Source organism: Methylobacterium sp. Leaf117, assembly GCF_001422985.1.
Taxonomy (GTDB): domain Bacteria; phylum Pseudomonadota; class Alphaproteobacteria; order Rhizobiales; family Beijerinckiaceae; genus Methylobacterium.
In genome coordinates this window covers 105,791-128,962 of the sequence record NZ_LMNL01000038.1, presented here as the reverse complement: position 1 = coordinate 128,962, position 23,172 = coordinate 105,791, and the positions used below count along the sequence as shown (strand labels likewise).

General features: G+C 66.2%; 17 protein-coding genes and 6 pseudogenes. 18 read left to right on the top strand and 5 right to left on the bottom strand.

Annotated elements, in window-relative coordinates; translation table 11 throughout:
• Positions 1-59: 59 nt before the first annotated feature.
• The 4 genes from ASF57_RS22645 to ASF57_RS22630 all read left to right on the top strand — a co-directional run bounded on the left by ASF57_RS22645 (position 60) and on the right by ASF57_RS22630 (position 4,689).
• Positions 60-953, top strand: a complete 894-nt coding sequence (locus tag ASF57_RS22645; RefSeq protein ID WP_244477073.1) for a metallophosphoesterase — start codon at positions 60-62, stop codon at positions 951-953.
• A 97-nt stretch (positions 954-1,050) separates the two neighbouring features.
• Positions 1,051-1,545 (top strand): hypothetical protein, encoded by a 495-nt coding sequence (locus ASF57_RS22640; protein WP_156376287.1) that lies wholly within the window; start codon positions 1,051-1,053, stop codon positions 1,543-1,545.
• Positions 1,546-1,585: 40 nt separating this feature from the next.
• Positions 1,586-3,700 carry an AAA family ATPase gene (locus ASF57_RS22635; protein WP_056487821.1) on the top strand — a complete coding sequence of 705 codons (2,115 nt, stop codon included), beginning with the start codon at positions 1,586-1,588 and terminating at the stop codon, positions 3,698-3,700.
• Between the two features lie 41 nt (positions 3,701-3,741).
• On the top strand, positions 3,742-4,689 hold the full coding sequence (locus ASF57_RS22630) for a 3'-5' exonuclease (RefSeq protein ID WP_056487818.1): 948 nt from the start codon (positions 3,742-3,744) through the stop codon (positions 4,687-4,689).
• Between the two features lie 210 nt (positions 4,690-4,899).
• Here the strand turns inward: ASF57_RS22630 and ASF57_RS26535 are convergent, their stop codons facing one another.
• Positions 4,900-5,184: a transposase gene (locus ASF57_RS26535; RefSeq protein ID WP_244477080.1), complete on the bottom strand. Its 285-nt coding sequence runs from the start codon at positions 5,182-5,184 to the stop codon at positions 4,900-4,902.
• On the bottom strand, positions 5,163-5,591 hold the full coding sequence (locus tag ASF57_RS22625; protein ID WP_056487815.1) for a transposase: 429 nt from the start codon (positions 5,589-5,591) through the stop codon (positions 5,163-5,165). The genes ASF57_RS26535 and ASF57_RS22625 overlap by 22 nt, the downstream gene beginning before the upstream one ends.
• Positions 5,592-6,105: 514 nt before the next feature.
• Here ASF57_RS22625 and ASF57_RS22620 point away from each other — a divergent pair.
• A complete protein-coding gene (locus ASF57_RS22620) occupies positions 6,106-7,116 on the top strand; it encodes a nucleoid-associated protein (protein ID WP_162241586.1) in 1,011 nt (336 codons plus the stop codon).
• The gene (locus ASF57_RS22615) at positions 7,109-8,494 is read left to right on the top strand and encodes a hypothetical protein (protein WP_056487809.1); all 1,386 of its coding nucleotides are present in this window, start codon (positions 7,109-7,111) and stop codon (positions 8,492-8,494) included. The genes ASF57_RS22620 and ASF57_RS22615 overlap by 8 nt, the downstream gene beginning before the upstream one ends.
• Before the next feature lie 940 nt (positions 8,495-9,434).
• Here ASF57_RS22615 and ASF57_RS22610 read toward each other — a convergent pair.
• Positions 9,435-10,355 (bottom strand): LysR family transcriptional regulator, encoded by a 921-nt coding sequence (locus tag ASF57_RS22610; RefSeq protein ID WP_056487806.1) that lies wholly within the window; start codon positions 10,353-10,355, stop codon positions 9,435-9,437.
• 143 nt (positions 10,356-10,498) lie between these two features.
• On the opposite strand from ASF57_RS22610, the pseudogene ASF57_RS22605 reads away from it, so the two are divergent.
• The 5 genes and pseudogenes from ASF57_RS22605 to ASF57_RS22595 all read left to right on the top strand — a co-directional run.
• Positions 10,499-11,496: pseudogene (locus tag ASF57_RS22605) on the top strand (HlyD family secretion protein); the annotation flags it as partial.
• Position 11,497: 1 nt separating this feature from the next.
• Positions 11,498-11,757, top strand: a pseudogene (locus tag ASF57_RS26635) (HlyD family secretion protein); the annotation flags it as partial.
• Between the two features lie 210 nt (positions 11,758-11,967).
• Positions 11,968-12,350 (top strand): annotated as a pseudogene (locus ASF57_RS26045) (MFS transporter); the annotation flags it as partial.
• A gap of 1 nt (position 12,351) precedes the next feature.
• On the top strand, positions 12,352-13,656 hold a 1,305-nt coding region (locus ASF57_RS22600; RefSeq protein ID WP_156376297.1), incomplete at its 5' end, for a DHA2 family efflux MFS transporter permease subunit.
• A gap of 63 nt (positions 13,657-13,719) precedes the next feature.
• The gene (locus ASF57_RS22595; RefSeq protein WP_244477072.1) at positions 13,720-14,706 is read left to right on the top strand and encodes an NADP-dependent oxidoreductase; all 987 of its coding nucleotides are present in this window, start codon (positions 13,720-13,722) and stop codon (positions 14,704-14,706) included.
• A gap of 160 nt (positions 14,707-14,866) precedes the next feature.
• Here the strand turns inward: ASF57_RS22595 and ASF57_RS22590 are convergent, their stop codons facing one another.
• The gene (locus tag ASF57_RS22590) at positions 14,867-15,757 is read right to left on the bottom strand and encodes an AraC family transcriptional regulator (protein WP_056487796.1); all 891 of its coding nucleotides are present in this window, start codon (positions 15,755-15,757) and stop codon (positions 14,867-14,869) included.
• 143 nt (positions 15,758-15,900) lie between these two features.
• Between ASF57_RS22590 and ASF57_RS22585 the strand changes: the two genes are divergently transcribed.
• The 7 genes and pseudogenes from ASF57_RS22585 to ASF57_RS22560 all read left to right on the top strand — a co-directional run bounded on the left by ASF57_RS22585 (position 15,901) and on the right by ASF57_RS22560 (position 21,634).
• Entirely contained in the window at positions 15,901-16,899 is a 999-nt protein-coding gene (locus tag ASF57_RS22585) for a catalase family peroxidase (protein WP_200935917.1), read from the top strand.
• A gap of 10 nt (positions 16,900-16,909) precedes the next feature.
• On the top strand, positions 16,910-17,314 hold the full coding sequence (locus ASF57_RS22580) for a cupin domain-containing protein (RefSeq protein ID WP_200935916.1): 405 nt from the start codon (positions 16,910-16,912) through the stop codon (positions 17,312-17,314).
• A gap of 16 nt (positions 17,315-17,330) precedes the next feature.
• Entirely contained in the window at positions 17,331-17,762 is a 432-nt protein-coding gene (locus ASF57_RS22575) for a carboxymuconolactone decarboxylase family protein (protein ID WP_348528156.1), read from the top strand.
• Between the two features lie 381 nt (positions 17,763-18,143).
• A pseudogene (locus ASF57_RS26040) lies at positions 18,144-18,421 on the top strand (phage integrase N-terminal SAM-like domain-containing protein); the annotation flags it as partial.
• A 1-nt stretch (position 18,422) separates the two neighbouring features.
• Positions 18,423-19,113: pseudogene (locus tag ASF57_RS22570) on the top strand (tyrosine-type recombinase/integrase); the annotation flags it as partial.
• Positions 19,114-19,151: 38 nt separating this feature from the next.
• Positions 19,152-20,361, top strand: a pseudogene (locus tag ASF57_RS22565) (IS91 family transposase).
• A 517-nt stretch (positions 20,362-20,878) separates the two neighbouring features.
• Positions 20,879-21,634: an SDR family oxidoreductase gene (locus ASF57_RS22560; RefSeq protein ID WP_056487788.1), complete on the top strand. Its 756-nt coding sequence runs from the start codon at positions 20,879-20,881 to the stop codon at positions 21,632-21,634.
• 95 nt (positions 21,635-21,729) lie between these two features.
• Here ASF57_RS22560 and pyk read toward each other — a convergent pair whose 3' ends face one another.
• On the bottom strand, positions 21,730-23,142 hold the full coding sequence (pyk, locus tag ASF57_RS22555; RefSeq protein ID WP_056487785.1) for a pyruvate kinase: 1,413 nt from the start codon (positions 23,140-23,142) through the stop codon (positions 21,730-21,732).
• Positions 23,143-23,172: the final 30 nt, after the last annotated feature.

Below are 23,172 nucleotides of genomic sequence, written 5' to 3'. Positions count from 1 at the left end.
TACCCGCCACGCTCCCGCCACTCCCGCCCGTGAGGCTTTCGCGCGGCGCCTCGCGACCGATGGCGCCGCACCACCTGGCGGCACCGCGGATCGTGCGCGCCCGGCGCCTGTGGATCCTGTCGGACCTGCGCGTCGACCTCGATCCGGCCTTCGCGCTGCCCGACCCGCTGCCTCCCTTCGACGCCCTCCTCGTCGCCGGCGGGATCCGCCCGGGTCTCGACACAGCCCTACGCTGGCTCTCGAACGCACTCGGGGGGCGGCAAGGTCGGCGCCCCATCGTCCTCGTGCCGGGAAACGTCGAGTTCTGGTCCGACGTCCCCTTGGTCGAGGCACTCGCCCGGGGACGCGTCCTCGCGGCGGATCTCGGCTTCCACCTCCTCTCCGACGATACGGTGAGGATCGGGCCCGACGACGGGCCGGGCGTCCACGTGGTGGGAGCCACGCTGTGGACCGATTGGTCGCTCGACGGGCGCTTCGGCGGCCGCTTGGCGCGGGTCGCCGCCCGGCGGTCCTGGCCGGACGCTGGACAGATCACGCTGCGGCGAGGTCGACCTTGGTCCCCCCTCGACGCTCTCGGGGTCCACGCCCGTTCGCGGGCCTACGTCGAGGACGTCCTGTCGTCGATCGCCCATCAGGCACTCGGCTGCCCGGCGCCCGATGCGGCCCTCGTAACGGGGGTGAGGCCAGGCGATCGAAGCGTGGTGCTGAGCTGCCACGGACCGTCGAGGCACTCCTTGCCCGACGACTGGCCGGGATGGCTGCTGGACGATTGGCTGCCGGCCTCGCTGGTCTCGAACCTGGAGGAGATCGCGCAGGGCTGGGGCGCCCCTCCCCTCTGGGTGCACGGCAACGTGCCCGGCAGCGTGCGCTACCGGATCGAGGGCACCCAGGTGCTCACGAACCCCGCCCGCGGCAACGCGGGGTTTGATCCAGGTCTCGTCGTCGAAGCCTGACCGCTCGTCGTGGCGAGCGACCGAACGTCCTCCCCACGGCGCGGTCCGGGCGCGCCGTGTGCCGTTCCCCCCTGCCCTCCTTTCGGAGCGAACCCAGATGCGCGCCCCCCTCGTCCCCGACCCCGGGCCGATCCCTCCCGAACGTCCCTTGCGGATCCGACGCCGGTCGTCGCCGAGGTTCCGTGATCCCCTGACGCTCTGGCGCACCACGGATCGCGCCCGCATCTCGCGGGCGGATGTCGGCCGTCTCGCGCGCCGTCTCGCGGTGACTGAGATCCTCCACGAGCGGCGCTGGCCCAGGGCGCGGGCGGGCGATGCCGCCGCGGCGACCGCCATAGCCATCGACCATCTTCGGGGCCTCCGGGAAGCGAACCGCATCTCCGACCTCGTCCTCGGCAACCTCGTCGTGCTGGCGATGCGGGGCGATGCGACCGCGCCGGTGATCCTCGCCCACGCCTTGCGGACGATCGGCAGGTTCGATCCGACCAACCCCGCCCTGCCCCGCCTCGCCGACTGCTGGAGCCGTGGTGTCCCGCGCCACCCACGCCGCCTCCGGCCGTCGGCCTCTCCGGCCCGCGTTCGACGCCGCTAGTCCCACCGAGTTCGAGCGATCCCCCAGCACGGAGTTCCGCATGACCGACAACGCCCCGCCGGCAGACGTCCTCGCCCGAGCCTTCCTCGAGCTCCTGCGTCGGGACGCCGCTCAGGAGGCCAGCCGCGCGCCCGACATGTTCGACGACGGGTTGGATGCCATCCTCGGCGCGCCCTCCGACCCGGCGGCACCGCCTTCGGGAAGGCCCCTGCAGGCCTTGCGGCCCGACCTCGCCGCCGCCGCGATCGTGCTGGCGCGGGCGTTGGAGGACCGCGAGGGGGTCCTCCGGGCCATGAGGCGGGACAACCCGGTGGTATCGATCGCGGTACCTTCCGCCGACTGGACCCACCCGATCGAACGGGTCGTGAAGGTCTGTGCCCTGGGTTCGGCCTGCCGTATCCGCGACGGGGACATCGACAGGGCCGGCCACGGACCCGCGGAGCGGCGTGAAGCCCTGCTGTTCGTGCGAGACGGAACCTCGACAGCCCAGCGCCCCGAGAAGGGAAACGACGAGGTCGGCGAGGCGGTTCAGGCCGGGCATGCGGTGGTCGGCATCGCGCCCGAACCGTCGCGTCTTTTGCCCCGCGATCTCGTGCGCGCCGCCGAGGCCCACATCGAGACCAGACATCTCGACGCGTCGGCTGTCGCGCTCGCCATCGAGGCCGTGGTCGGTTGCAGGCCGCGGCGCGAGCTCGACGTCCGGCTCGCGCAGGTCTGCGAGATCGCCGACCTCAGGCTGTCCGTCCACCCGTCCCGCGGGGCCGACGGTTCTCTCGACCGCCTGGAATGCATCCTCGGCGCCCGGCGCTCCGGCCCCGATGCGGGACCGGGCCTCTACGAGTTGCACGGATACGGCGAAGCGCGCGAATGGGGTCTGGCCCTCGCGGCCGACCTCGTCCGCTGGAATGCCGGCGAGATCGCCTTTTCCGATTGCGAGAGCTCGCTGCTGCTCAGCGGGCCCCCCGGGTGCGGCAAGACCCAGTTCGCCATCGCCCTGGGCCGTACCACTGGGTTGCCCGTCCTCGCCGGATCCCTCGGTCAGTGGCAGGCGGCGCGCGAGGGCCACCTCGGCCACACCCTGGCCGCGATGCGGGCCTTCTTCGAGGCGGCCCGGCGCGCGCCCTGCATCGTACTGATCGACGAGCTCGATTCCTTCGGGGACCGCTCGACCTTCGCGCAGAGTCACCGGGACTACAGCAGCCAGGTCGTCAACGCACTGCTCGAGATCCTTTCGGGGGCCATGGCGCTCGACGGCGTCGTCGTCGTCTGCACGACCAACCATCCGGAGCGCGTCGATCCCGCGATCCGTCGCGCCGGCCGCCTCGACCGGCACATCCGCATCCCGCCGCCCGACGTCGCAGCGCTCAAGGGCATCTTCCGACACTATCTCGGGGACAGCCTGCCCGGCATCGATCTCGGACCGCTGGCCGGGCAGGCGCTGGGGCTGACGGGAGCCGACGTCGCGGCGATCGTCCGCCGCGCGCGCGGGCTCGCGCGCCGAAGGCCGCCGGGAACCCTCACGCTCTCGGACCTGCAGGCGGGCATCGACGGGGATAGCTCGCCCCTGGGTGAGGCGATGCGCCTGCGCGCCTCGGTCCACGAGGCCGGCCACGCGGTGGCGGCCCTCGCACTCGGCACGGCGCAATCGATCGCGCTTTCCGTACGCGCCAGCGGCGGCCTGACGGAGATCCGCTGTTCCGACTTCTCGGAAAGTGCGACCGAGGAGGCCTTCATCCTCTCGCTCGTCGTCACCCTCGCCGGCCGCGCGGCCGAGGAAGTGGTCCTCGGTGACGTTTCAGCCGGCGCCGCCGCCGATCTCTCCGCCGCCACACAAGCCGCGGCACTGATGGAGTGCCGCTACGGCTTCTCGGTCGAGTATCCCCTCGTAAGCCTCGGCTCGGGCGACGGAGTGGACCTGACCAGGCTGCCCTGGCTGCTCAGGCCCGTTCGCGACAGGCTGCGCTTCGCCTACGAGCGGGCCCTGGATCTGATGAGGGTGGAGCGCGCCGCCCTCGACCGCATGACGCGGGCCCTCGCCGCGCACGGCTTCCTGGACGACGCCGACGTGCGGGCTCTGTTCGAAGGAAGGCCGCGCGCGGCGCGTCGGCGTGACGCCCGGGCCCCGGCGCGATCGTCCCGTCCGAGCGCCGGATGACGGGACGATCCGACATCACCCCGCCCCGGAGGACCCAGCGCATGTCGATGCCCCCCACCGATGCGACGCCTCCGCCCGGACAGGCCGCGGGTCCCGGTTCCGGATCGGACCCGCTCGGGAGCCCGGATCGCCGTGTCCGAGGAGGCACTCGCCCGTCACCCGGCAAGGCCGCGCGGCCCCGGGTCGTCGGGGAAGGCGAACCGCACGACGCGCTCCTCGCGCTGGATATCGAGACGGTGATCGATGCCGACTTGCTGCCTCATGCCTGGGACCCGGAACGGTTTCCCAAGCCGGCATGGCACCGCGTCGTGGCGATCAGCTTCGTCGAGATCGGCATCGCCCATGGCGGCGCCGGTCGCGGGGAAGCCTACCACATGCGGTCCTGTCGCAGCGGAGGCGAACCCGGTTGGGACGAGGCGCGCCTGTTGCGAGCCTTCTGGCGTTTCTTCGAGGCGGGGCACTACCGTGTGGTGACCTGGAACGGTCGGTCCTTCGACGTGCCGACGCTGTTGCTTCGGTCGATGCGTCACTGCATCGCCACCCCCGCCTGGTTCCGGCGCGGTACCCGCTGGGCGGGGTACGGCAACCGCTACGCCACGGAATGGCACATCGACCTGATGGAGGTTCTCGCCGACTTCGGAGCGGCTCCGCGCTTGACCCTCGACGAAGCGGCCGCGTTGGTCGGAGCCCCGGGCAAGCTCGGTGAGCACGGCGCGAACGTCGCCGCCTTGATGGAGGCCGGCGAGATCGGGCGGGTCCGCGACTACTGCGAGACGGACTGCCTCAACCTCGCCATCCTCTATCTTCGCTGGGCCCATCTCTCCGGGCGCGTCCACGCCGACGCCTACCAAGAGGCGATCCACCGCGTAGCCGCGTACCTGGAGGCGGAACGCGCGGGCCGCCCCCATCTCGGCCGGTTCCTCGACGCCTGGGTCGGTCCCGGTACCCGGGCACCCGCGCTCGTCGCGCCTCGCGCAGCCGAGACATGACGCACTCCGCAGTGCGGGTCCGCGACGGCTCGCAGGCCGCTCACCGCGGGTGAGCGGTCGCCGTTCGGCTGCACCGCCGGTCCATGTCAAAGCAGTCCGATCCGGTCGAGTCCGATCATCACACGAGGAATCGAGGTGATCGCGAGGACGGTTCGCGTCGCGATGATTCCTGCCATCAAAGCTGCGTCTCCGCCGAGTTGACCTTCGGCATCACCCTCCGGGAGAGGTCGGGATCGTTCGACGAGATCCTGAGAGATCGTCTATCCCGCGTTCACCATCTTTAGGGAAGAAGACAGGTCTGTTCTTGGCGTTGGCTTTGTCGGGAATGATCGGCGCGATGCCGCGGATGCGGGCGGCGGCGCCATTGCGTTTGCTGCCGTAGCCCTTGTCAGTGATGGCGGCGCGGGGCCTCACGTCCGGCCCGAGATCCAGCAGCGTTTCGAACTGTGGGCTGTCACCAGCTTCTCCACCGGTCAGGACAAACGCGAGGGGCAGGCCGGAAAAGTCGGTCTTGAGGTGGATTTTTGTCGAGAAGCCGCCTCGCGAGCGGCCGAGCGCCTGATGCTGCTGCCCCCTTCTGCGGCGGCCGCCGAGACGTGAGCGCGGACCACCGTCGAGTCGAACATCTGCACGAAGTCCGCGGTGGAGCTCAGTTCGGCCAGCGCCTCGAAGAAGGCATCGATCGTCCCGTTCTCGCGCAGCCGCCAGAACCGCTTCCAGATCGAATTCCAGTTCCCGAACTCGGCCGGCAGTGTCCGCCACGTGACGCTCTGAACTGTGAAATAATGCAGCGCTTCCAGAAATCTGCGGTCGTCACGCCCCTTGTCGCCCCGTCGCGAGCGAACCGCGCGGAACACCTCCAGGGCAATCGTCCAATCCGCGTCCGTCATCCGTGTCAGCATGGGCAAGCCTCCCCAAAACCGACACCCTATCAATCATCGATCCGCCAGCTCGGAAAGGTTGCGACCATTGGGACGGACAAACGCCGCGAGACGCTCCGCGCGCTCCGGCCGCCACCCCAATGCGATGGCGGCAAGATTCGAAGCTCTTCAAGATGGCGGGCCTTCTCGCCAGTCGCATCCTCGACAGTGACCGTCAGTCCCACGCGGTCCGACACTTCGAAACGTGCTGTATCCAAAACCCTAGTTTGCATACAGCGGCGCAGGTTTTCTGCGCTTTGACGTAGCGAGCACTCCGCTGCTTACCCACGCTTGTTCTTGTTTCGTTCACAATGTAAAACAGCGGGGTCACGTGGGATGCGGGGTCAGCGCTCTGCACGGTCCAACTCACTCCGAAAGGAGCTCGGGACAGGGGGCGGCGATCGTATCGTCTGGGTTGTCAGCGTCCTTGCGCCAAGCCAGTCTCGGCCGCAGTGAACGACACCTGAGGTCGTTGCATTCGCCGCTGGGAGGGCAGGTGACAAACACCATTATCCGCGTCGCGATCCACGACCTGACCAAAACCCAGGGGTCCTTCGTCGTTAAGCACGGAAAAAGTGACCTGAAAGTTACTCAGACGATGCAACGCGTGATCGACGACCTCACCGCTCTCTACGCCAAGCGGACCTCGAAATCTTACGGGAAATTCGCGGTCGATGAAGATCGATTTCCGACCGAGAAGCACCTCCGTGCCTACCTCAACGTCCAGCCTAGTGACTTCACGACGCTGACGCACAAGATGATGGAAACGCTGAAAGCCCAGGCGAGCTACAAGGGCGCTGCCACGGGCGGCCACGTCTTCTTCGCTCACTTCGAGCGCGAAGAACGGCAGTACCTACTCATCGCGATCGTCAACGAGAAGCTCGGCGCGTCGATGACGAGCGACCTCGATGTCCAGGATGTCCGCCATCTCGACATGGACGGTTTTCGGTTCGCGGGCCGCATCAACATGACCGGCTGGGCCAACGGCGAGGAGCGCTACATCGGCTTCTTGAAGGGCAAGCGGGAGGTCTCCGAGTACTTCATGGAATTCCTCGGCTGTGACACCACGGTCCAGAACCGCCGCGACACGGCCGAGCTCGTCCAGGCGCTGATGGCATTCGCCACCGATGAAGGCATGGACACCCCGAGCAAGGACGATTTCCTTGCCCGCGCGAAAACCATCTGCGAGCGTTCTGCCAAGGCTCAGGAGGAACTCAGCTTCGAGGCGCTGGCTAACGAACTGAGCCCGCAGGATCCCGAGAGGCTGATGACCGTTCTGGCCGATCCCGATCTGCGCCTCAACGACGGCTTCGTGCCTGATCGCCGCGCCCTCGGACCGCTGATTAAATTCAAGGGAAAGACTCCGACCTGGAGCATCGAGTTCAACCGCGACGCGATCACCCGCGGAAATGTGCGGTTCAACGCTGAGGACAACACCCTCACGTTGACCGGCCTGCCCGAGGATCTCACAGCGCAGCTGCGCGCTGAGTACAGCCAAGATGGCTAGGATCACATTCGACCAGCTGACCCTGCTGTATCGTCATATCGCCTTCGATCAGAACGGCGATCAGGGAAGGCTGTCGATTGCGACCCCAGAAGTCTTGGAGGTCATCCAACTCATCGACGATGACCAGGATGTCGCTGTTGACGCAGACATCGTGGTGCTCGACGACGACGCGCTTCAAGTCGGTCAGATCGTATCAGTCCGCGTCGGCCCACCCCGGACTGCGCTCGGCTCCCTCGTTCGTGACTTCGACGGGTTGCTCGATACCCCGGAAGCGCGGGTCAAAGAACCGCGTGCCTACTTCGTCATCGACGGCAGTATCACACCGGACATCGATCCCTGTCCCAAGCGCTTAGCGACCTATCGCAAGGTCCTCGAGTTCACGAAGCTCGTCGGCGAAGCAGCGGCCTATGTCGATCAATCCAAAAGGGAATTGATCTTCATCAAGGATGGCAAGTTCAGCGTTCCGCTGGCGTATAAGGCCGCCGACTTGGACCGTGTGAGCGTCTCCGACGCCGACGCCATTCTCAGCGCGTGCGCCGACGAGATTCACCGAGACCAGAAGCTCGCGATCCTCGCCGAAGCCGTCATCGGGATCTGCGCGTCTCAGCCGGTCGCAGTCCGGTTTCGCCACCTCATCGCAAACCTCGGTTCGGTGAACGAGGAAGTTCGCAACGGCTATCAGCTGTTCGCGTCCAGCTTCTCTTACTCAAAGATCCGCAACGAGATCGAAGCCGCACGCATCGATTATCTCAACAAGATCCATAAAACGATTATTGATATCCAGACGCAGTTGCTCGGTATCCCTGTCGCGACGGTCATCGTCGCCTCGCAGCTGAAAGTCACATCCGCCTGCGGCGTCGAGTTTTGGACCAACTTCGCCGTCGTCGTGGGAGCGTGGATCTTCGTCGCGCTCTTGGCGATCGCCATCGGAAACCAATGGGCGACGCTGGCGTCCATATCCGACGATATCGCGCGCCAAAAAACCAAGTTTCAGCGGGACTTTGCGGCGCTCAGCAATCAGTTCGATACGATTTTCGTCACCCTCGCCGGTCGGATCAAATGGCAGCTAAGGTTTCTGGGGTTTGTTGGCGTGCTCGCAGTCGTCGGGGCAGCGGTGGCGACGTTCGTCGCGTATCGAGTGACCAACGTCCCGTACATGAGCTGTTGGTCGGGTGCGGTCTCGGCGTCGGCACCAACACCGATCCTGCCGGCTGTGACGCCTGTCGCACCGGCTCCGACGCCTCCGTCGCCTGTCTCGCCAGCCAACACACCGACGAACGCGTCGCCGCCTGAGCCAAGCCCGCCACCCGATCCGGCTCCGCCGACGCCCGCCAAGCCGAAAATGGCTCCCACGCCACAGGCCCACCCGCAGCCGTAAGTGGTTTGCGCTGTCAGAAGCGCCAGAGGAGGAGAGGACACTTCGTGTCTCCGTTCGGCTGATAGCTCGGTAGAACTGATCGCATAGGAGCGGCCCGCTCCAGGGGCCGGCACGGCGACGGTTATCCGACACTGAATGTCCGCTACCGTGCGGCCCGCTGATGTCCGTTCATGGCGCATTGCTGCCGCAACAACGATGCTACCAACGTCGGCTCCTATGGGCGACGCACCCCGACTGCTACGGCGAGGTTGGGTCGGCAAATATCCCTCGTCTACGGTGCCAAGTGCCACACTTTTTGGTGCCAGCACCCGCAGCCTTAAGATCAACGGCACTGGCGCAGAAATGCTAACAGATTTTCGAGCGCAGCTTCAAATTGAATTTGATCGAACCGCATTGCTGCCAAGTAGTTTTTGACAGCCTTTTTAGTGCCAAGCTAAAGCGCGCTTAGCCCTTCTTCCACCAAGCTGCAGGGAAGCGGACCTTCCTCAAGCCTGCAAAGGGCCGCCTTCTGCCGCTCTGCCCTACGAACGGATCGGCTGGATCTCCGGTTATCTGCCATCGGGTGAGAGTTTCGAGAAGTGGGCGTTTAGAGAGCCGCATGGTTGGGTCGGAAGCCGTTTGTTCGCTCCGAGGCGGGTCAAGCAGTAACGTGGAGGTCCTGCTGGTGCGAATTGACCCAGTAATTGTGTTGGTCTCAGTGTCCCGTTGCCAAATTGAACTGCATTTTCTCACGGGTCTACTACTGTAGCTGCATGAGGCTCCCTTATGGCGCTCTACAAGCTCGTAAATGACTTGCACGTATGATCCAGAGCCAGGGTCTTGAAAAACCCTGCGCCGCTGGCTGTCGGCCATGTTCGTTCTCGGCGCGAGCGATCATCCGCTCGCTATACCCGCCGATGGAAAACACGGTCTGCTCTTGGTCACTCGCGCCGACACTCTTTCACGCGTGAGCTGTAGCGGGATCGGTCCAGCGGCGGTGCTCGGCGAAGCGCTCTGCTAGCAGATCGAGGAAGCTGCGCACCTTGGTCGAGAGATGGCGACGGTGTGGGTAGATCGCGTTGATCGCGAATTCGACCGGTCGATGCTTGGGCAGGAGCCGTACCAGGCGGCCGGTCTCGACATCGTCGCCAACGAGGAACGTCGGCGCGAGGAAGATGCCGGCACCTTCCAGCGTGAGCGTGCGAAGGAGGTCGGCGCTGTTGCTGCTCATATTACCTGCAACCTTGACCGATGCATGTTTGCCATCGGGTCCCTCGAAGCGCCACTCGTCTCCGTAAGGATAGAAAGCGTAGCGCAGGCAGTTATGGTGGGCGAGATCGGCGATCTGCGTGGGTTTCGGGTGCGCATCGATGTAGCCCGGCGCGCAGGTCAGGATATGCCGCCAAGGCGTCAACTGCCGAACGATCATTCCCGAATCCGGCGGGGGCGTGGTGCGGATCGCAAGGTCGTAGCCATCCTCGATCAGGTCGACCATCCGGTCCCCGACAGTCAGATCGGCCGTCACGGCTGGGCAGAGGGCGAGGTACTCGCGCAGGACCGGCGCCACGAAGTTCGAGATGTGTCCGGCTATGTGGAGCCGCAGCCGCCCCCGGGGCGTGGCATGCAAGGCGCCGGCAATCCGATCCGCCTCATCGAGCTCGGCCAGGATCTGACTGGACCGCTCGTAGTAAGCCTGTCCAATCTCGGTCAGGCTGACCTTACGCGTGGTGCGATTCAGGAGGCGCGCGCCCAGCCGGTCCTCCAGGGACTGGACGTGCTTGCTCACCATGGTGACGGACATGTTGAGGCGCCGGGCCGCGGCCGAGAAGCCGCCAGCTTCCACCACCCGGCCGAATACGGTGAGGCTCGTCAGACGATCCATGATCGACCGGATATTATCCGCTCCCGGTTGACAGTCCTTATCGGTTTTCAAGGATTATCACTTTACGGGCTGAGGCGCACTCTCAGGTCATGCATTGAGGCATCCTTCAACAGGAATGGCGCCTCGCTAGACCGGAGGATGCCATGTCCGAGATGCCACGCTCTACGACGTTTCAGAAGGCGATTGCCGTAGCCGACCAGACAGCATCGGCTGACGCTCGACCTCACACGACCAAGTCTGGGCGTCGCGCTCTCAAGCGTGCGCTTCTCGCTATCGCCCTCCTCGCTGCTACAGGTGCCGGCACGCACTACGGATACGAGTATTGGAGCACCGGGCAGTATCTCGTCTCGACCGATGACGCCTACGTGAAGGCGGACTACACGACGATTGCCCCGAAGGTCTCCGGCTACATCGCCGATGTGCAGGTCGCGGACAACCAACTCGTCAAGACCGGGCAGATCCTTGCCCGCATCGACGACCGCGACTTGCGTACGTCGCTCGCACAAGCGGAGGCCGATGTCGCCGCGGCCGAGGCCGCCGTTCGCAACCTCGGAGCCCAGATCGTTCTCCAGCGAGCGGTCGTCGATCAGCAGGATGCGCAGATCACCCTGACGCAGGCCTCCCTCAAGTTCGCGAATGCGGAGGCCGAGCGCTATCAGACGCTCGTCAGGAACGGATCCGGCACGCTCCAGCGTGCACAGGCGACGGAGGCCGGCCTGAGCGAGAAGACGGCGCAGCTACGCCGCGATCGTGCTGCCAAGCTCGCCGCGGTACAACAGATCGAGGTTTTGAGCACCGAGGTCGGCCGGGCCGAAGCCCAGCGCGACCATGCCCGAGCGCTGGCCCGGCAGGCTGAGCTCAACCTGTCCTACACGATCGTGACCGCGCCCGTGGACGGAACGGTGGGCTCGCGCACCCTACGCGTGGGGCAATACGTGCAGGCCGGCACCCAGCTCATGGCGGTGGTTCCACTCGACGCAACATACATCGTGGCGAACTACAAGGAGACCCAACTCACCGACGTCCGCCCGGGCCAACCCGTCGAGGTCGAGGTCGACACCTTCGCCGGACGTAAGCTCAAGGGCCACGTCGACAGCCTGTCCCCGGCGAGTGGCCTGGAGTTCGCCCTGCTGCCGCCGGANCCGTCGAGGTCGAGGTCGACACCTTCGCCGGACGTAAGCTCAAGGGCCACGTCGACAGCCTGTCCCCGGCGAGTGGCCTGGAGTTCGCCCTGCTGCCGCCGGACAACGCCACCGGCAACTTCACGAAGATCGTCCAGCGCATCCCGGTCAAGATCGTGCTGGAGGACCGGGCCGCATCCGGAGCGCTGCGCGCCGGCATGTCGGTCGAGTCGATCATCGATACGAAGGGTGCCCCGACCGACACGGGGACCCGTCCCTGAGCCGGCGCCATCTTCAACTCTCGCCGGATAGTCCTTCCCCCAATCACTGCATTCTCGCTGGCGCGCCGGCAGCGCATCCTGCCTCACCAGAGCAGGAAGGAGCTTCCTATGGCCTCCCTCGTCGCCGATGCCACCCCGACCGAGTCCGCCGTCCCCACTTTCGCGGAACGCGGCGAATCCGACGCTGAGCAATCCCATGCGCCTTCCGGCGTGAAGATGTGGTCCGCGGTCATCGGCGCCACGCTCGGTGCCTTCGTGGCGGTCCTGAACATCCAGATCGTCAACGCCTCGCTCGCCGACATCCAAGGAGCCATCGGAGCCGGCACCGACGACGGCGGGTGGATCTCGACCTCCTACCTCATCGCCGAGATCGTCGTGATCCCCCTCTCCGGCTGGCTCGCGCAGGTGTTCTCCCTGCGCCGGTACCTGCTGGTAAACGCGGTCCTGTTCCTGGTCTTCTCCGTGGCCTGCGCCTTCGCGACCAACCTCTCGCAGATGATCGTGCTGCGCGCGGTCCAGGGCTTCTCCGGCGGGGTCCTGATCCCGATGGCCAAGCTGAAGGCCGAGGGTAAGGCCCAGGAGCTGAAGGGCGANGCGGTCCTGTTCCTGGTCTTCTCCGTGGCCTGCGCCTTCGCGACCAACCTCTCGCAGATGATCGTGCTGCGCGCGGTCCAGGGCTTCTCCGGCGGGGTCCTGATCCCGATGGCCTTCACCATCATCATCACGCTCCTGCCCAAGGCCAAGCAGCCCGTCGGACTGGCGCTGTTCGCGCTCTCGGCCACCTTCGCCCCGGCCATCGGTCCGACCATCGGCGGCTATCTCACCGAGACCTACAGCTGGAAGTACATCTTCTACGTCAATCTCGTACCCGGCGCCCTGATGGTCGCGCTGCTGTGGTTCTCCCTCGACCGCACGCCGATGAAGCTGTCCCTCCTGCGCCAGGGTGACTGGGCCGGCATCGTGACCATGGCGGTCGGTCTCGCCGCCCTGCAGACCGCACTGGAGGAAGGCAACAAGGACGATTGGTTCGGCTCGCCCTTCATCGTGCGCCTGTCCGTCGTCGCGGCGGTCTCACTGACCCTGTTCGTCTGGATCGAGCTGACCACGACGCGGCCGCTGTTGAACCTCCGCCTGCTCGGCCGCCGAAACTTCGGCTTCGGAATCCTGGCGAACTTCCTGCTGGGGATCGCGCTTTACGGCTCGGTCTTCATCCTGCCGGTCTATCTCTCGCGCATCCAAGGCTACAACGCCGAGCAGATCGGCTTCGTGCTGGCCTGGACCGGCTTCCCGCAACTTCTCCTGATCCCGCTCGTGCCCCGTCTGATGCGGCGCTTCGATGCACGCCTGGTGATCGGGACCGGATTTGCCCTGTTCGCGGCATCCAACTTCATGAACATCTACATGACGGCCGATACAGCGGCCGACCAGTTGTTCTGGCCCAACGTGGTGCGTGCCCTCGGTCAGGCGCTGGTATTCGCGCCGCTCTCGGCCGTGGCGACCGCCGGCGTCGAGAAGGAGAACGCGGGCTCTGCCTCAGCCCTCTTCAACATGATGCGCAACCTCGGGGGCGCCATCGGCATCGCCACGCTCCAGACGTTCCTGTCCAAGCGCGAGCAGTTCCACTCGAACATCCTGACGCACCACGTCTCCTTGTTCGAGGAGGCCACCCGCGCCCGCCTGGCGGGCCTGACCCGCTACTTCCTCGACCACGGCGTCTCAGACCCCGCCGTGGCCGGCCACAAGGCGGTCGTCGCCGTCGCCCTCAGGGTTCGGCAGCAAGCCAACGTCATGGCCTTCGGTGACACCTTCTTCCTGCTCGGCGCCGCTCTCGTGGTGGCGCTGCTGGCAAGCCTCCTTCTCAAGAGGCCAGATCACCTCGATGCGGGAGGCGCGCATTGAACCTGTCCTACGCCGCCGCGCCGCAGGCACGCCTCACACGCATGCACACGAAGGAGACACGTCATGACGACATCGCTTCCCGATCAGTCTCGGAACACCACCCACACGTCGCAGACCATGAAGGCTTGCCGCGTCCATCAGTTCGGACGCCCGAACGTCATCACCCTGGAGGATATCCCGCGTCCTGAGCCTGGCGAGGGTGAAGTCCTCGTGAAGGTCCATGCGGCTGGGGTCGGGCCCTGGGATGCCTGGATCCGGGCGGGGCGAAGCTTGCTGCCTCAGCCCCTGCCGCTGACGCTCGGCTCCGATGTGTCAGGTACCGTTGCGGCGCTAGGCCAGGGCGTTTCCAGGTTCAGTTTGTCGGACGCCGTCTTCGGTGTGACGAACAAGCGCTTCACGGATGGGTATGCCGAGTATGCCCTTGCCTCAGCCGACATGCTGGCGATCAAGCCGGAGGGTCTGGCGCATGTGGATGCCGCATCCCTGCCGGTGGTCGCCGTGACGGCGTGGCAGGCGCTCTTCGACCACGCCCACGTCGGCAACGGTCAGACGGTGCTGATCCTCGGAGCTGCCGGCAATGTCGGCACCTACGCCGTGCAGTTCGCCCGTGCGGCGGGCGCGTACGTAATCGCTGGAGCGAGCACGGCCGCGCACGCCTACCTTCGCAGCATCGGCGCAAATGACGTTATCGACATCCGCCTGGAGAGCTTCGAGGACAAAACGATTCCCGTTGATGTTGTCATCGACCTTGTCGGGGGAGAGGTCCAGGCACGCTCCCTCTCGACAATAAAGCGAGGCGGAACACTGGTCTCCGCTGTATCCAGGCCTGACCTTGCCTTGGCCGCCACACACGACGTGACGGCCGTGTTCTTTTTCGTGGACGTGACTACAGACATCCTTGATCAGATCGCAGCCGAAGTCTTTTCCGGTCGCGTCGTGACGCAGATTGGGGCGCTCCTTCCGCTGGCCAGCGCGCGCACGGCGCATGAAATGCTGGAAGGATCTCGCCCGCGGCCGCGCGGAAAGATCGTTCTGCGGGTTGTACCTTGATCCGTCTGCCTCCCGACGGACTGCATCGGTCTCACCATCGCAGACGAGCTCAGCCGCTTCATCCAGATGGGTGACCCATTTTCTCGCTCCGCCGACCCTCGATCTGTCTGATCGGCTCGCGGTGGTCACGCACGAATGAGGTAGCGGCCCCGGCCGTCTCCTATGCGGACTGTCGGCGATATACGAGCGGACTCGTCCCAGTTGCTCGACGGAAGGCCCGCGAAAAGTTGGACTGGGACGAAAAGCAACACGCAAGCGCGACTTCTGCGACGCCGAGGTGCCCCAGTGCCAGGAGTGACTTCGCCCGTTCGAGCCTCATCCCGGCAAGATATCGATGTGGCGGCGCTCCCATGCGTCGTGCGAACATGCGGAGGAAATGGAATGGGCTCAGGCATGCCACGGCGGCCAGGTCATCCAGGCTGATGTCGTCCTCGACATGCTGGGCCATGTATTCCAGCACACGGCGCAACCGCCGTTCGTCGAGCTGATGCTGACGCTTCTGGCCTGTGGATCCACATCCCGCAGCATAGCGCTCCGCGATTCGTGCCGTCAGCCGGTGAGCCAGGCTCTGGACCAGAACCTGCGCAGTCGAGGTCGGCTCCCGCATCTCCGCCAGAAGCGCCCAGCCGACCTGCCGGATTTGATCGTCTCGGAGACCAGCGAGATAGCGAACGGAGCCCTGTGCGATCGGCGACCCGCCATTCTCGTCGCCATGGCGCGCGAAGCAATCCGCGGGCAGATAGAGGTGGAGGATGTCGTGCCACTGCGAGATCCGGATATCCTCCTCCTGCACCCCGCTTGGGCAAAGCCAGGCGACCCCGGGCTCGACCCGGGTGCGCTGCCAGACGCCCTGGCCGCGCCGTGTCACGACACAGTCGCAATGGCAGGCCACGGCTATGCAGATCTCAAGGGCTTTGGGTTCGAAGGGCGGCAACTCGGCCGCCTCGTGCCGGCGCAGGTCCGCCACCAGCCCGGTCCAGGCCAGTCGTCGGGACGTGGTGACGACGTTCAACCCACCGTATTTGCGGGGACCGTCAGCTTCCAGATCCATCGGGTAGCCTCCCGGGGGGCAAGGCGCATGGCGGCCTACGAGTATCGGATAGCATCGCCGCGAAAACAGCAATCCGGGAACGGACGGCCAGCGGACTCGCGTGGGAGCCTCGCTTCGACTTCACTTCCGGCGAGGAACCAGCAATGCCCGCACCCCAGGGGTGGATGGCCGCAGCCATCCTGACGAGCGCGCAGGCCGCCGGCATTCTTCTAGGAGGAACGGCCATGGCCGAGACGGACAAACCGGATCTTCCAGCGCAACTAGTCAAAGATTTCCACGGCGCGTTCGGAAATCACCACGCACGCGCCGTGCATGCCAAAGGCGTTATCCTCGAAGGCCGGTTCGAGCCCAGCCCCGACGCTCAGGTCGCGTCTAAGGCTGAGGTGTTCACCGGGAATCGGCGCGTCAGCGTGCGTTTCTCGGATTTCACCGGACTTCCCGATATCCCGGACACGAGCGGCGATGCCAATCCTCGCGGTCTGGCCATCAAGTTCGACCTGCCCGACGGGGCGACCTACGATATCGTTGCTCACAGCTTCAACGGCTTCCCCGTGGCCACGGCCGCAGAGTTCAGCACGCTCTTGCAGGCGCTTCCGTTGAGTGGCCCCGATGCTGCCAAGCCAACAGCGCTCGACAGGTTCTTCGCCGATCACCCACGAGCGCAGGCCTTCTTCACCACCCAGAAGCCGCCGCCGGAGAGCTTCGCCACAACAGCTTATTTCGGGGTGAATGCCTTTACCTTCACGGACGCGACCGGGCGGCCCCTTACCGTCCGCTACCGCTTCGTGCCGGGCGCCGGAGAGCACCACCTCGAATCGGATGCGCTCAAGACCCGCTCGGCCAGCTACCTCGTCGACGAGATCGGCCCGCGGGTAGCGGCGCATCCCATCACCTTCATGTGGCAAGCACAGATCGCGGAGCCTGCAGATCGGGCGGACGATCCCTCGATGGCGTGGCCGGAGACCCGGCGGCTCATCACGCTGGGCGTTATCACCATCGACAAAGCGGTCGAGAACACGCCCGAGCGCGACCGAGCGCTACTCTTCATGCCAGGCGATGTGCCCCCCGGGATCGGCATCGCCGACCCGATGCTCGCGGTTCGCAACGCCGCCTACCCGGTGTCGTTCGGTGAACGGCAGTAGGCGGGCAGTCATGGCGGCAGCGATCGTTGCGGCCATGACTGCGGGAGGGGGCGTGCTCGCGTCGCCCGCACCGACCGAGACTCTGCGGCCCTTGGTCCAAGAGGCACTTCCAGACGTTCCGGGATACGGCCTCACCGCAGTGGAGGTCGGCTTTCCACCAGGCGCGAAAGCCGTTCCGCACCGCCATGGCAAGGCCTTCCTATTCGTCCACGTACTTGCCGGTTCCGTGCGCAGCCAGATCGAAGGGCAACCGGTGCGTACATTCCGGATCGGGGAGAGCTGGACCGAGAAGCCGGGCGATCACCACGTCCTCACCGAGAATGCCAGTGCCAAGGAAGCCGCTAGGCTGCTCGTCGTCTTCATTGCCCCAGAGGGAGCTGCCCTGAAGACCGATGACGTGCCCAACGAGCATTGAACGAACTGGAGATCCGATGAGCGAACGCCTTGTTTACCAGTCCCGGTCGCCGGAGGGCTTGAAAGCACTCGGCACAGTCTACGCTTATGTTACCAGGTGCGGACTAGACAAGACTCTGGTGGATCTTGTCTATCTCCGCGCGTCGCAGATCAACGGCTGCACCTACTGCGTCGACACACATGCCACGGACCTGCTCGGGGCGGGTATTTCGGCCCAGAAGCTGCTGCTGCTGCCGTCTTGGCGAGAAGCGGCCCTTTGGTTCACGGCTCGGGAGCAGGCCGCCCTAGCATGGACCGAGGCCGTCACAGAGGTCGCGACGAGCCATATCCCCGACCAGGACAGAGTTCGACGAAAAGGAGTTGGCCGACCTGACCATCGCGATTGGATTGATCAATATCTACAATCGCATCGCGATCGGCTTCCGGCGCGGCCCCGCTGCGCCTCCTGACACGTAAGGTCTCACCCTGTATCGTCGCCTGGGCATCACCTTAAGGGTTCAGGTTGCCCGAAAAACTCGCGCTCAGCGCGGACCAGTTCGGTGGGTCGGGGTCAGCGGGCGCCATATCCTATTCCGTAGTCACATCAGTGATCGAAATCTGACGCTCGGCACCGTCCGTTTTCGACCCTTCGCAGACCCGCGGAAGGTCCGCCTCGCGGCAAGTTGGCGGCGGATGACCTACGTCTGGACCGGGTGGATGAACGAACCCGCTCACGCGGGATGGGTGGCAGCTTCGAGGTTTGCAGATTGAGACGAGCGCCCTGCGCTGATTGAGCGTTGCCTGGCCTGGGCGGACGATCGTGGCTCTCTTCCATCGAGTGGAGCCGTCCCATGACCATCCTTTCCGTTCCCGCCGCTGCCGTGGGCTCGCTGCGCCAGCGCCTCGTCGACGACATGACCCTGCGTCGGTTCTCGCGTGAGACACAGCGCAACTACGTCCGCGACGTCGGGCGACTGGCGACGTTCCTGCGGCGCTCGCCCGACACGGCGACCGTCGACGACCTGCGCCGTTTCCAGATCGCGCAGCAGGAGGTCGGCCTCGGGGTGCCGACGATGAATGCCATCGTCTCGGCCCTGCGGTTCTTCTTCGTCCATACGATCGAGCGGCCNCCAGATCGCGCAGCAGGAGGTCGGCCTCGGGGTGCCGACGATGAATGCCATCGTCTCGGCCCTGCGGTTCTTCTTCGTCCATACGATCGAGCGGCCCGACCTCGCTCGCAGGCTGGTCCGCCTCAACCATCCGCGCCCGCTGCCCGACGTCCTGAGCGCCGAGGAGGTGGGGCGGCTGCTCGGCGCCACGGTCTGCCTCAAGCATCTGGCGGCCCTGTCGGTCGCCTACGGCGCGGGACGGCGGGTGGCCGAAGTCGCGGCGCTCAAGATCGCGGACGTCGATTCGACGCGCATGCTCCTGCGGGTCGAGCGCGGCAAAGGCGGCCGCAACCGCAACGCGATGCTGTCCACCGATCTCCTGGTCCTCCTGCGGCGCTGGTGGATCGAGGGACACCGGCAGGGCGTCCTGCATCGCGAGGGTTGGCTGTTTCCCGGACAGGACTGGGCCCGGTCGATCAGCACGCGCCAGCTTCACCGCATCGTGGTGGAGGCGGCCCGGTCGGCCGGGATTCCCAAGCGCGTCGGTCCCCATACCCTGCGCCACTCCTTCGCCACCCATCTCCTGGAGGACGGCGTCGATATCCGCGTCATCCAGGTGCTGCTGGGACACGCCCGGCTCGACACGACGGCGCTCTACGCCAAGGTCGCCACGCGGACGGTGCGGGCCGTGACGAGCCCCCTCGACAGGCTCGCCCTGTCATGGGGAGGGACCCGCACCGGGTTGAGGCGATGCCCGCCGCGATCGAGCTGGCCGACGTCTTTCGTGCCGCCGGTCCCGCCTATCGCGCCGCTGGCGCCGGGCACCTGGACCTGGCCGCGCTGAAGGTGATGGCGGCGATCGAGCAGTGCCGCACGGCCAGCCTCGGCGGGCATGTCGAGGGCTGCGACGCGTGCGGCCACCTGCGCGTCGTCTACAACTCCTGCCGCAACCGGCACTGCCCACGCTGCCAGGGCGCGGCGGCGCGCGACTGGCTCGCCGCGCGCGAGGCCGACCTTCTCCCGGTCGGCTACTTCCATGTCGTCTTTACCCTGCCCGCCGAGATCGCTGCCATCGCCTTCCAGAACAAGGCCGCCGTCTACGATCTGCTGTTCCGGGCCGCGAGCGCGACCCTGACTAAGGATCGCCGCCGACCCGAAGCACCTCGGTGCCCGCATCGGCTTCACCGCCGTGCTCCACACCTGGGGCTCGGCCATGACCCACCATCCCCATCTCCACATGATCGTGCCCGGCGGCGGCCTCTCGCCGGACGGGACCCGCTGGGTCGCGTCACGCCCTGCCTTCCTCCTGCCGGTGCGGGTGCTGGGCATGCTGTTCCGCCGCCTGTTCCTCGAAGGGCTCGCCGCCCTCCACGAGGCCGGGATGCTCGGTTTCTTCGGCACCCTGGCCCCGCTCTCCGACGCCAAGGCCTTCGTCCGCGCGCTCGCCCCGGTGCGCGGTAAGCGCTGGGTCGTCTACGCCAAGCCGCCCTTCGCCGGACCGAAGGCCGTGCTCGCCTATCTGTCGCGCTACACCCACCGCGTGGCCATCTCCAGCCGGCGCATCCTTGCCTTCGACGGGGAAAACGTCAGCTTCCGCGTCAAGGACTACCGCCGCACCGAGGGCGGGCAGGCGCGGGTCATGACCCTGTCCGCCACGGAGTTCATCCGGCGCTTCCTCCTCCATGTCCTGCCGCGCGGCTTCCACCGCATCCGGCACTACGGCTTCCTCGCCGGCTCGAACCGGAAGGCTGGTCTGGCCCACATCCGCACGATCCTCGGCACACCGGCCCCGCCGCGATCCACCGACCCTGAACCGGACACCCGAGACGCTGCGACCGACGCTCGACCGCCTTGCCCCCGCTGCGGCGGTCCCATGAGAACTGTCGGCTCCTTCGCAGGCTGGTACCAGCCGCGTGGGCCGCCGTTCAGCCCCGCGCCGAACCGGGCGTGTACGCCATGACCCGGCATGGCCTGGCACCACCACACATCCGAGGAGGCGCATCTCGGGGCACGCCTCTCCGCGTGCCGAACGCCCGAATGGTCTTCACAAACGCTGTCGCCCGACCCTGTCGCGCTCCGCCAAACACCGGAGACCGAGCAATCCAGGAGCGCTCAGGAACCCAGGCGGCGGTGTTCACGCGCCTTCCGTCCCTCGCTGGGGACCACGGTCTCCCAAAATCCCCATAGCTCTGCGCCCGCCATCCCGCGGGTTCGTTCTTCCACGACTTTCGTACGCCTGACGGCGCCCGAAACTCTTCAGGTTTTCTGCCCGTCCGCTTCCGGACGGCATATGCAGCGAAGCGGACCTAGTTGCCAGGACTGCTTACGACCCGAAGTCGCGACCCTCAACGTTCGACTCCGGGCGCGATACTTCCGGCATCTGATGCCAACCACGGCGCCGCGCGTCGAGCTATTTCGGCCATCGCGCGTTCGCCATCGGGTCTGAGTCCGTATGGCCGCAGAATGGAGGATAGTCCTTGAGCAAAGTCCCCGATGATGAGCCGCCCGTCGCCCTCGTGACCGGGTCCACGTCCGGCATTGGGGCGGCAATAGCTCGTCGGTTGTCCAGCGATGGCTACGCGGTCGTGTTGCACTCGCGCAGTTCCGCGGAGGCGGGACACGCTCTAGCCGCCGAACTCGGGAAGGCCGCATACATCCAGGCCGATCTCGCCGATGACGCCAACAGGGTCCGGCTAGTGCAGCACGCCATCGCCCGGTGGGGCCGCCTTGATGTCTTGGTCAACAATGCCGGGATCAGCCAGGTCATCCCTCACGCCGATCTCAAGGCCGCCTCGCCGGCCGTCTGGCACGCGTTGCACGAGGTCAACGTGGTGGCGCCGTTCCGCCTCGTGGCGGAAGCCGAGACCGCATTGCGGGACGCCGCGCGGCGAGGTCGTCCAGCCTGTGTCGTCAACGTCAGTTCGCACGCCGGGGTTAGACCCAAGGGTGCATCGATCCCCTATGCTGCATCGAAGGCAGCGTTGAACCACATGACCCGGCTGCTCGCCGTATCGTTGGCTCCGGACATTCGGGTGAATGCCGTCGCTCCCGGGTTGGTCGATACACCCTTGACAGCCAATTGGACTGCAGCCCAGGCGCTTTGGCGGGAGCGGTCGCCCATGCGCCGGGCTGCTAAGCCGGAAGACATCGCCCAGGCCGTCGCATTGCTGGTGGCGTCGGACTACCTCACCGGGGAGATTCTTCTCTCGGATGGAGGTTTAAACCTTACGTAGCGCTCGCGCCGCGGTGTCGGGGCCTGATCAACAAGCGCGATCTCGAAAAACGCGTGATCTGCAAGATCGATAGGCGTCATGCACCGGAACTCGGTTTAGATCTGGATCAGCCGGATGTTGTTGGTGTTGCCGGTTGTATGGAACGGAATGCCGGCCGCCGTGACAATCGCGTCGTTGGGCTTGGCAAAGCCCTCCTCCCGAGCGTGACGGCAGGCCTTGGCCGTCATCTCCTCGTATGAGTCGACGTCGTCGGTGTGCACGCTGTGGGCTCCCCAGAGCAGGCAGAGGCGGCGCGAGGTATCGAGGTTCGGCGTCAGAGCCAGGATCGGCACCGCGGGACGCTTGCGCGCAACGCGGGCAGCCGTCGTGCCGCTCGCGGTGTAGGTGACGATCGCGGTGGCGTGGACGGCCTCGGCGAGCGTGGCTGTGGCCGTCGCGACCGCGTGGGGCGGCGTCTCCTCCTCGCCGGGGCTGGTGGCCGCGATGATCGAGCGGTAGAGCTTGTGGCCTTCCACGCTACGGATGATGCGATCCATCATCGCCACCGTCTCGACCGGGTACTGCCCCGTGGCGGATTCGGCCGACAGCATCACCGCGTCCGCCCCGTCGTAGATGGCGGTGGCCACATCCGAGGCCTCGGCGCGGGTCGGTGTCGGGGCCGAGACCATCGAATCGAGCATTTGGGTCGCCACCACCACGGGCTTCACCGCGAGCCGGCAGGCGCGGATCAGCTCCTTCTGCCGCCCGGGTACGTCCTCGTGCGGGATCTCGACCCCGAGGTCGCCGCGCGCCACCATCACGGCGTCGGACAGGCGGATGATGTCGTCGATGCGCTCCAGGGCCTGGGGCTTCTCGACCTTGGTCATGATGCCGGCCCGGTCCCCGATCAACCCGCGCGCCTCGATGACGTCGGAGGGCTTCTGCACGAAGGAGAGCGCCACCCAATCGACGCCGAGGTCGAGGCCGAAGGCGAGATCGGCGCGGTCCTTGGGTGTGAGCGGCGAGACGTCGAGGAGCGTGCCCGGCAGGTTTACGCCCTTGCGGTTCGAGATCGCGCCGGCGGTGATTACCTCGGCCTCGATTGCCGCGGCCTCGATGCCAGTAACGCGCACCCGCACGCGCCCGTCGTCGATGAGCAGGTCCTGGCCGGGCACGACGGCGGCGAAGATCTCCGGGTGATACAGTGGGATCGCATCTTTGGCCCCCTCGGCGCCTTCCAGGACGAAGCGCACCCGCTCGCCGGCGATAAGGTCGAGGCGGCCACCCAGGACGGTTCCGACACGGATCTTGGGGCCCTGTAGATCCTGCAGGATGCCGATCGGTCGACCGACCTCGCTCTCCAGGGCGCGGATGGCGGCATGGACCCGGGCGTGGTCGGCCTGGAGGCCGTGGCTGAAGTTGAGGCGGAAGGTATCGACGCCGGCCAGGAAGAGGGCCTTCAGCATCTCGGGCGAGGACGAGGCCGGTCCGACGGTGGCGACGATCTTGGCGTAGCGGTGACGGCGCATGATGGGCTCGGCCCGAAGGCCGCCTCTGCA

Coding starts and splice junctions, on each gene's coding strand:
- ASF57_RS22645 (WP_244477073.1), top strand. CDS start 60: ATGGCGCCGCACCACCTGGCGGCACCGCGGATCGTGCGCGCCCGGCGC.
- ASF57_RS22640 (WP_156376287.1), top strand. CDS start 1,051: ATGCGCGCCCCCCTCGTCCCCGACCCCGGGCCGATCCCTCCCGAACGT.
- ASF57_RS22635 (WP_056487821.1), top strand. CDS start 1,586: ATGACCGACAACGCCCCGCCGGCAGACGTCCTCGCCCGAGCCTTCCTC.
- ASF57_RS22630 (WP_056487818.1), top strand. CDS start 3,742: ATGTCGATGCCCCCCACCGATGCGACGCCTCCGCCCGGACAGGCCGCG.
- ASF57_RS22625 (WP_056487815.1), bottom strand. CDS start 5,591: ATGCTGACACGGATGACGGACGCGGATTGGACGATTGCCCTGGAGGTG.
- ASF57_RS22615 (WP_056487809.1), top strand. CDS start 7,109: ATGGCTAGGATCACATTCGACCAGCTGACCCTGCTGTATCGTCATATC.
- ASF57_RS22610 (WP_056487806.1), bottom strand. CDS start 10,355: ATGGATCGTCTGACGAGCCTCACCGTATTCGGCCGGGTGGTGGAAGCT.
- ASF57_RS22595 (WP_244477072.1), top strand. CDS start 13,720: ATGACGACATCGCTTCCCGATCAGTCTCGGAACACCACCCACACGTCG.
- ASF57_RS22590 (WP_056487796.1), bottom strand. CDS start 15,757: ATGGATCTGGAAGCTGACGGTCCCCGCAAATACGGTGGGTTGAACGTC.
- ASF57_RS22585 (WP_200935917.1), top strand. CDS start 15,901: ATGCCCGCACCCCAGGGGTGGATGGCCGCAGCCATCCTGACGAGCGCG.
- ASF57_RS22580 (WP_200935916.1), top strand. CDS start 16,910: ATGGCGGCAGCGATCGTTGCGGCCATGACTGCGGGAGGGGGCGTGCTC.
- ASF57_RS22575 (WP_348528156.1), top strand. CDS start 17,331: ATGAGCGAACGCCTTGTTTACCAGTCCCGGTCGCCGGAGGGCTTGAAA.
- pyk (WP_056487785.1), bottom strand. CDS start 23,142: ATGCGCCGTCACCGCTACGCCAAGATCGTCGCCACCGTCGGACCGGCC.